At 66.7% G+C, this 6,860-nt stretch carries 5 protein-coding genes; 1 reads left to right on the forward strand and 4 read right to left on the reverse strand.

What is annotated here, in order from left to right; translation table 11 throughout:
• Window positions 1–34 precede the first annotated feature (34 nt).
• The 4 genes from CWS39_RS25180 to CWS39_RS25195 all read right to left on the reverse strand — a co-directional run bounded on the left by CWS39_RS25180 (window position 35) and on the right by CWS39_RS25195 (window position 4,349).
• On the reverse strand, window positions 35–2,077 hold the full coding sequence (locus CWS39_RS25180) for a serine/threonine-protein kinase (protein WP_102145619.1): 2,043 nt from the start codon (window positions 2,075–2,077) through the stop codon (window positions 35–37).
• A gap of 70 nt (window positions 2,078–2,147) precedes the next feature.
• Complete coding sequence (locus CWS39_RS25185) at window positions 2,148–2,498, reverse strand: HigA family addiction module antitoxin (protein WP_233213683.1); 351 nt, start codon at window positions 2,496–2,498, stop codon at window positions 2,148–2,150.
• A 64-nt stretch (window positions 2,499–2,562) separates the two neighbouring features.
• On the reverse strand, window positions 2,563–3,774 hold the full coding sequence (locus CWS39_RS25190) for a DUF7373 family lipoprotein (protein WP_233213684.1): 1,212 nt from the start codon (window positions 3,772–3,774) through the stop codon (window positions 2,563–2,565).
• A 134-nt stretch (window positions 3,775–3,908) separates the two neighbouring features.
• Window positions 3,909–4,349, reverse strand: a complete 441-nt coding sequence (locus CWS39_RS25195; RefSeq protein ID WP_158240406.1) for a hypothetical protein — start codon at window positions 4,347–4,349, stop codon at window positions 3,909–3,911.
• 235 nt (window positions 4,350–4,584) lie between these two features.
• On the opposite strand from CWS39_RS25195, the gene CWS39_RS25200 reads away from it, so the two are divergent.
• Window positions 4,585–6,630 carry a hypothetical protein gene (locus CWS39_RS25200; RefSeq protein ID WP_102145622.1) on the forward strand — a complete coding sequence of 682 codons (2,046 nt, stop codon included), beginning with the start codon at window positions 4,585–4,587 and terminating at the stop codon, window positions 6,628–6,630.
• The last annotated feature ends 230 nt before the right edge of the window (window positions 6,631–6,860 follow it).

Raw genomic sequence — 6,860 nt, forward strand, 5'->3', positions numbered from 1 at the left:
ACACCCACTGCCGGTGCACCAGCCGTTGCGTGGGTTACTTGATGTCGCGGGCGAGCGCTGCCACGAAGTTGTCGTCGAGGTAGCGGGCCGCCAGATATCCGCCGGGCTGGCCCAACGCGGCGATCACGTCGGGCTGGTCGACGATCACCATCGCACCGGTGTAGGCCGTCAGCTGCTTGGGCAACCCGTCATATCCGCCCCAGCCGGCACCCTGATCAGTCCGCACAACCACCAAAGCGTCGCTTTCGATCCGGTAGAGCTCGTTGGGATCTGCGATCGGGCGAGTCGTCGACTGCCCGTCGACGGGATTGCGTTGCAGCCGTTGACTGTAGCGAAAACCCAGGCTTTCCAGATACTCAGCGGTAAACGACGGCGTCAGTATTTCCGACACCTCGTCATCGCTAATGCTCACCGCACCAATCGATTTCCCGGCGAACTGCGGATGCTGGTTGCGCAGATCGGCTTGCACCGACTGCAATGTGCCCAGCAGCTCACTGGCTTTGGTCTCTCGCCCCAGGATGCGCCCATCCCAGGTCTGCTGGCTCTGCCACGTCCACCCCGAACCACTGTTCTGCGGCCGGGTGATCGTCGGCGCGATGGCCCGCAACCGCTCATAGGTCACCGGGTCGATATCGCCGGTGGCGATGATGAGATCCGGCTCGGCGGCAGCCACGGCCGTCGTGTCGATGCTCGACATCACTGTCGGCGTGCCCGTCAACGCGCTGCGCGCCCACCCGGGTAGCTCGCCGCGCGGCGCAGTCAACGCCACCGGCTGAACGCCCCGCGACCGCACCGCATCCCCGTCGTCGGGCCCCAGCGCGGCCACAGCGTGCGGCGCGCTGGTCAACTCGGTGGTGCCGTGCATGTGTGTCAACGACTGGGCCTGATACGCCTCGCCGTTCGCGCTGCGCCACAACCACAGGCCGGCGCCGGCAGCGAGCACCACCGTCATCGCGATCGCGGCCACCATCATCGCCCGCCGGCGCCGCCGCGGCCCCCGCACCTGCGGACCAGTCGAGCTGTCCGGCGGAGCGGGCGGGAATTGCGGTGGCGTCGCGCCGCCCGGCAACGTGAAGGGACGGGGCCCGCTGAAATGTCCGCTGGGATAGGTGATCACGCTGTCGTCGATCACCGGTGCGGGACCATTGAACTGCGGCGGCGTCGTCGGCAGCGGTGGCTGCGGTTGAGGTGGCGTTGCGGTCCATTCCAAGGTCTGACCGGCCAGGCCCGCCTCCTCGGGCCCGCGCTGTTCAAGCGCGCGCGCCGCCGCGGCCGCCATCTCGCCGGCAGACTGATACCGCGCGTCGGGCTCCTTGGCCATCGCCTTGCCGATCACCTCGTCGAAGGCCGGCGGGATGCCGGTGACGAGTGTGCTGACCCTGGGCACCGGGTGAGACAGGTGCCCGGTGATGGTGGCGGCTATGCCCTTGTCGGGCTGCGAAAACGGTGCCTTTTTGGTGAGCATCCGAAACAGGGCACAGCCCAGCGAGTAGATGTCGGCGCGATGATCCACCGGACCGTCGCCGAACGCCTCGGGCGCGGCATAGGCCACGCTGGCCATCACCGCATTGGTTTGGGTGAGCCCGGTGTCGTCGAACAGCCGCGCGATACCGAAGTCGCCCAACAGGATCCGCTCGTCATTGGGTGCGAGAAGAAAGTTCGCCGGCTTGATGTCTCGGTGCAGCACCCGGCGCCGATGCGCATAGTCCAACGCCTTGGCGACCTCGGTGATGATGTGGACCGCGCGCCGCGCCGGCATGCGCCCGGCCAGAGCTTCCTTGTCGGCGTCTGAACCTTGCACGTATTGCATCGCGATCCACAGCCGGCCATCTTCGGTCTCGCCGCGGTCGTGGATGGTCACGATGTTGGGATGATCGAGCGAGCCGGCGATGTCGGCCTCGCGTGCGAACCGCTCCCGAAACTCCTTGTCGCGCGAAAGTTCAGCGCTGAGGATCTTCAGAGCGTCGCTGCGGGGCAGCGACGGATGCTTGGCTCGGTAGACGGTGCCCATGCCGCCCGCGCCCAGCACGCCCTCGATCGTGTAGCCCGCGACGACGGTCCCTACCGCTAATTCCATCCCGAAGTCTCCGGCTCTCGTCGCTGGTCATGCTGGTCGTGTCGCGGGCTGCCCGGCAGTGCCGGGCCGATCACCTCCACCACCGCTTATCGATCCACTTCGGAGGACTGCACACCGGCTCGATCTCGTCCAACGCCGCCCCGCCGATCACCTCACGCGCCAACGCGGCGTCATAGTGGGCTTGAAGGTCGATCCAGTACGTGTCGACCAGGCCGAACGCCCGCGCCAGTCGCAGCCCGGTATCGGCAGAGATGCTGCGCTTGCCGTGCACGATCTGGTTGATGCGACGCGGGTGCACACCCATGGTCTGAGCAAGCCGATACTGCGAAATCCCCAGCGGCTCAAGAAATTCGGTGCGCAACACATGACCGGGATGTTGATGCCGCGTCGGCAGCAGACCAGTCGGTGCGGGTTCAGCCACGCGCGAACCATAACGCGACGCGCTCATGGCGTCCAGCGCTAATAGCGTCCCGCGCTATCCGTGCCTACTCGGCCATCAAGATCGTGTACTGCGCGGCCAGCTGCTGGTGAGCATCACGCAACTGCCCCGACCCCACCTCGAACACATACCGATCCGCAGTGCCCAAACAGTAAACACCGCGATCTCCCGACTGCTGCACACACCGACTGCCCGGCAACTCCTTGACCCCTTCAGCCGGCGTCGTCCCCACCCGCTGCTCGGCAAAAAAAGCATCCGCCACCACCCGAGCACCACCAGCGTCGCGGGCCTGATACACCGTGGACTTCCCCATCGCCACCAGATCCACCCCCGCCTCGTCGAACACCTTCGACGAACGCACCGGATCGATCTGAAAATGCAGCGCGCCCCGACGCTCATAGACCGCTCGCTGGTTGACCGAGGCCGCGGTGACCGGCACCGGCAACGTCCGCTCCAGCAGCCCCGTCGGATCGAGCTCCAGCTCAGCGAACTTGGCCGGATCGGTCGCCTTGAACTCGTCGATCAACGGCACCTGCACATCAAGCGTTTTGGCGACCATCGGCACCGGATCCACCTCCCCCACCGCACCCTGAACGAGCTGAGTCAACACATACGGCCCATGCGCCAGAAAGGACCGCACGACCGTCCACTCCACCTCGGGCTGCTTGAGGATATGGCTGGTCGCGATCGCCTCCGGATGCCCCGGGATCGACACCGACGTCACCGGCGGCGTGATCACCTCTTGCCGCAACGCCGCATCGCCCATGTCTTTGGCCGCGGCCCGCGCCGCATCCGGATCGGGAAACCGCGGCACCGCATTCTGCAAGATCTTCTGCCCAGGCTCCTCACGCGAGGAGAAAAACCCGTTGACGAGCGTGTGCGGCGCGCCAGCCGCCGCGACACTCTCGGGCATCATGAACTGCAGCGACTTGGTGTTCTTGAGCACCAACGCGCTGGTGGCATATCCCGTCACCAGCGCGGGATCGACCTCCCAGGGCCCGATCACGTTGTTGGCCATCCGCTGACCCTCGACGATCGCGCCGATGTCGGGGTTTCCCGCCATACCCAGCGGCGGGGCCGGCTTGGTCGGATAGTTGCCCACCTCGAGCGCGGGGACCGCTGCCGCGGCCGCCTCGTCTCCGGCCACCGGCGAACCGTCAACCACACTGGTGCACGGGCAAACCAGCACAGCCACCGCCAGGGCGACCGCGCCGACCATCCCCGCCGGCCGCGCCACCCGCCCCACACGTTGCCGCATACCAGCAAACCTACCGCGCGTCCGGCCACGGTACGTTTGAGCTGCTGACGGCTGCTCCACCATTAACATCAGCCATCACGCTAGGCGCTGTCCTGGCCAAGAGCCAGGTAAGTCCGGGGCGTTTCGGTGTTTCGCTACCGCACCGGTAGGCAGACACGGAACTCGGCAATGCGGTCAGCCGCGGCGAGCAGCGCCGTACACCCCGACCACCGCAGAATCTGCTCGGCCTCATCCAGCGCCGCGCGAGTCACCGGCAACTCATGAGACTGACGAAAACCGGTCGGCATCGGCGGACGCGGTGACTCCAGCATCGACCGTTCCGCACGATCAGCCTCCGACATGTCCGGCACCGGCTGATCCAAGATGCGCGCGGCCACTTGCTCGTCGAGCTTCTCGAAGACCACGCTGCTGTCCTCGGCCCGCGAGATCAACCAGTCGACGAACGCCGCGGCTTGCACGAAGGCTGCGCGCTCACCCGCCGCGGCAGCGCTGGCCATCAGCAACTCCCTCAACGCCGGACGCAGCACATTGCCGACCAGCGCAAACCGCTGCGAATCAACTAACGGCGCGATCATCTTGCCCACCCGCGAATTCTCACACCCATCCGGCGCGCACCGCCACCAGCAACCGGTCACCGACCACTCAACCGCCGACCTTCGAACACGCGCACCGCCGCGGTGAAAACGAGTAGGGCACTACTCATGCCACCCGCCCCACCACCGACCACAATCCCAAAATGAGTCCTCCAACGCGCCCTCATCCACGCCGACCAGGTCGCGTCGGAACCACGAACAACACCTGGGGGATGGCATGACCGGAATTCCGACACAGTTCGCGATCGCCGACCTAGTCCTCGAGGCGCGCCGCGCCGCGGGGGACCCCGTGCCCGCCGATGCCGACTTGCCGTTCTTCTATCTCGGCGCGGTGGGCCAGCAGCTGGGCGATTTTCTGCCGGCACGCACCGAACTCGGCACCGCCGAGCCCAACAGCCGGGTGTTCGCGGCATGGCTGCCGATCCTGCGGTTGTTGGCCGGAACCCCGGGAACGCCCGGCCTTTACGAGAACCTCTCGACGGTGCGTGAACGGCTCAACTGGATCCGCGGCCTAGCCAACCAAGCCGACCTCGCCGCCAAGCTTGAGCTGATCAACAACAAGGCCAAGGCCGAAGAAATACCGGGCATCATCACCGCGCTGACCACCCAGCTCGCCACCGTGTCAGGGCTGTTCGCAGCGTTCGCCGGCGACGTGTTCACAGCGGGCCCTTCAGCGAACGCCTCCGGGGTGGTTTTCAACTCCAACCAGCGGTGGAAGTTCCGGCTGCCCTCGGAGTGGCGACCACGAGACACATTGCACGACAGCCACACTGGCCGGTTCTTGCAACAACTGCGCACACGCGCCAACGACAGCGGCGACAGCCAGCTCAGGGCCTACGCCGACGGCGCCACCATCGCCTACGCCTCGGCGGTGTGCGGCAACCCGTTCATCAACGGCATCGTCGGCGGCCCGCACCGCAATCACTGGTGGCGGCACCGCTGGATCTCCAACTATGTCGACACCTGGGTCTGGGGATACGTCGAAAAGCGGCGCAAGGTCCGGGCCGGCGGCGCCGAGATCGTATTCACCGCGGGCGGCCGCGTGCCCAATCCACTGCTGCGCACCTGGGACAACGTGTGCGCCGCCGAACTGCAGCGACGCATCGAATTCGGGGGGATCGCCGCGCCGGTGGTCTTCGGCTCCATCGCAGCAGCAACACCGCTCGCGCCGCACCTACCCACCAAGCTGGTCGACCTGTGGCTGGCCTCCTACAACGCGGCCTACGGACCGCCGCCACCTACCGCCGGTGTCGACGCCGCCGGCGTGCAGAGCGCGTTCTCGCTGACGTGGCTGACGCTGTGGATGGCGACGTCGGCGGAGTTCCTCGGCTGCAACCCACCCGACCAGATCAACCTCCCCGACGCCTGTGGCCCCACCCCCGACTGGGTAGGCGTCGACGGCTCGGTGTTGCTGCCCGGCGGCGGCGGCGTCGTCCCGCCACCAGCGGCCCCGACCGGCAGCCCGTCGGTGGCCGAGATCGCCAGCGCGATCGCCGCGGCATTACTGGGCATCATGAACTACGCCATCGGCAACGTCGCCGCCGGCGCAGCACTGATCGCCGGCGCGATCGCGCTGCTCGATGACGCCACACCACCCGACTGGAATGCACTGCGCTGCCATAGCGAATGGGTAGCCGTCTACCTGGCCAACTTCGAGAACACCGTGCGCGATCTGCTGGTCACCGCCGGGCTGGCTTCTCCCTACACCACACAGCTGGCCCACAACGAAATTCAGTTCAGCCCACTGGGCGGAGGACAGGTGGTACCCCCCACCGCGGCGCTGACCACCTGCCGACCCGTCGCCGACCAGAACTACCCGCGCTCGGTATGGGCGGCGACCACCAGCAACTGGACCCTGTACCCGAGCGAACCTCGCGAGACGCCGCGCCAAATGTCGTACCGGACCGCCGATGTCTGGCCGCTGGACTTCGTCGACGGATTCACCTTCGCCCCAAGCCTTCCGGGCGCCATCCCGCCATTCACGGCGACGCAAAACAACCCGCTGGCAATGCGCGACGCAACACCCATGGTGCTCAGCGATCAAGAGTTCAACGAACGGATGGCCACCGTCGCAGACGGCCACGGTCTCGACGTCAGGGCATTCGGCAATGCCGTCGACGTCGCCCAGGCCTTACTCAACGCCGACACCACTACGACGCCATACCTCGATTGGGACCTCGACGGCGACCGCGGATTGGGCTGGCCCACATGGGCTTGGCCTGCCCCTGCCTCAGCGCCCGGCCAAGTCATCCCCGAACTGTGAAAGAGGCCGCCACATGCATCCGCGCGACGACAAACACGAGCCCGGCGGTTCCTCTGGCTCCGGACCCCTACTGGTGGTCGGATACACCTACGCCGACACCGGCACACGGCCACTGCCCAACGGCACCATGTTCTGGGCATCACCGCTCATCACCGTGTCGACCGCAGACCCGAACACCGGATTCATACCACCCGATACGCCAGCCACAATCAGCGTCCAAGTGCAAAACT

Origin of the sequence: Mycobacterium hubeiense, from assembly GCF_002838065.1 — a bacterium.
GTDB classification, from domain to species: Bacteria; Actinomycetota; Actinomycetes; order Mycobacteriales; family Mycobacteriaceae; genus Mycobacterium; species Mycobacterium hubeiense.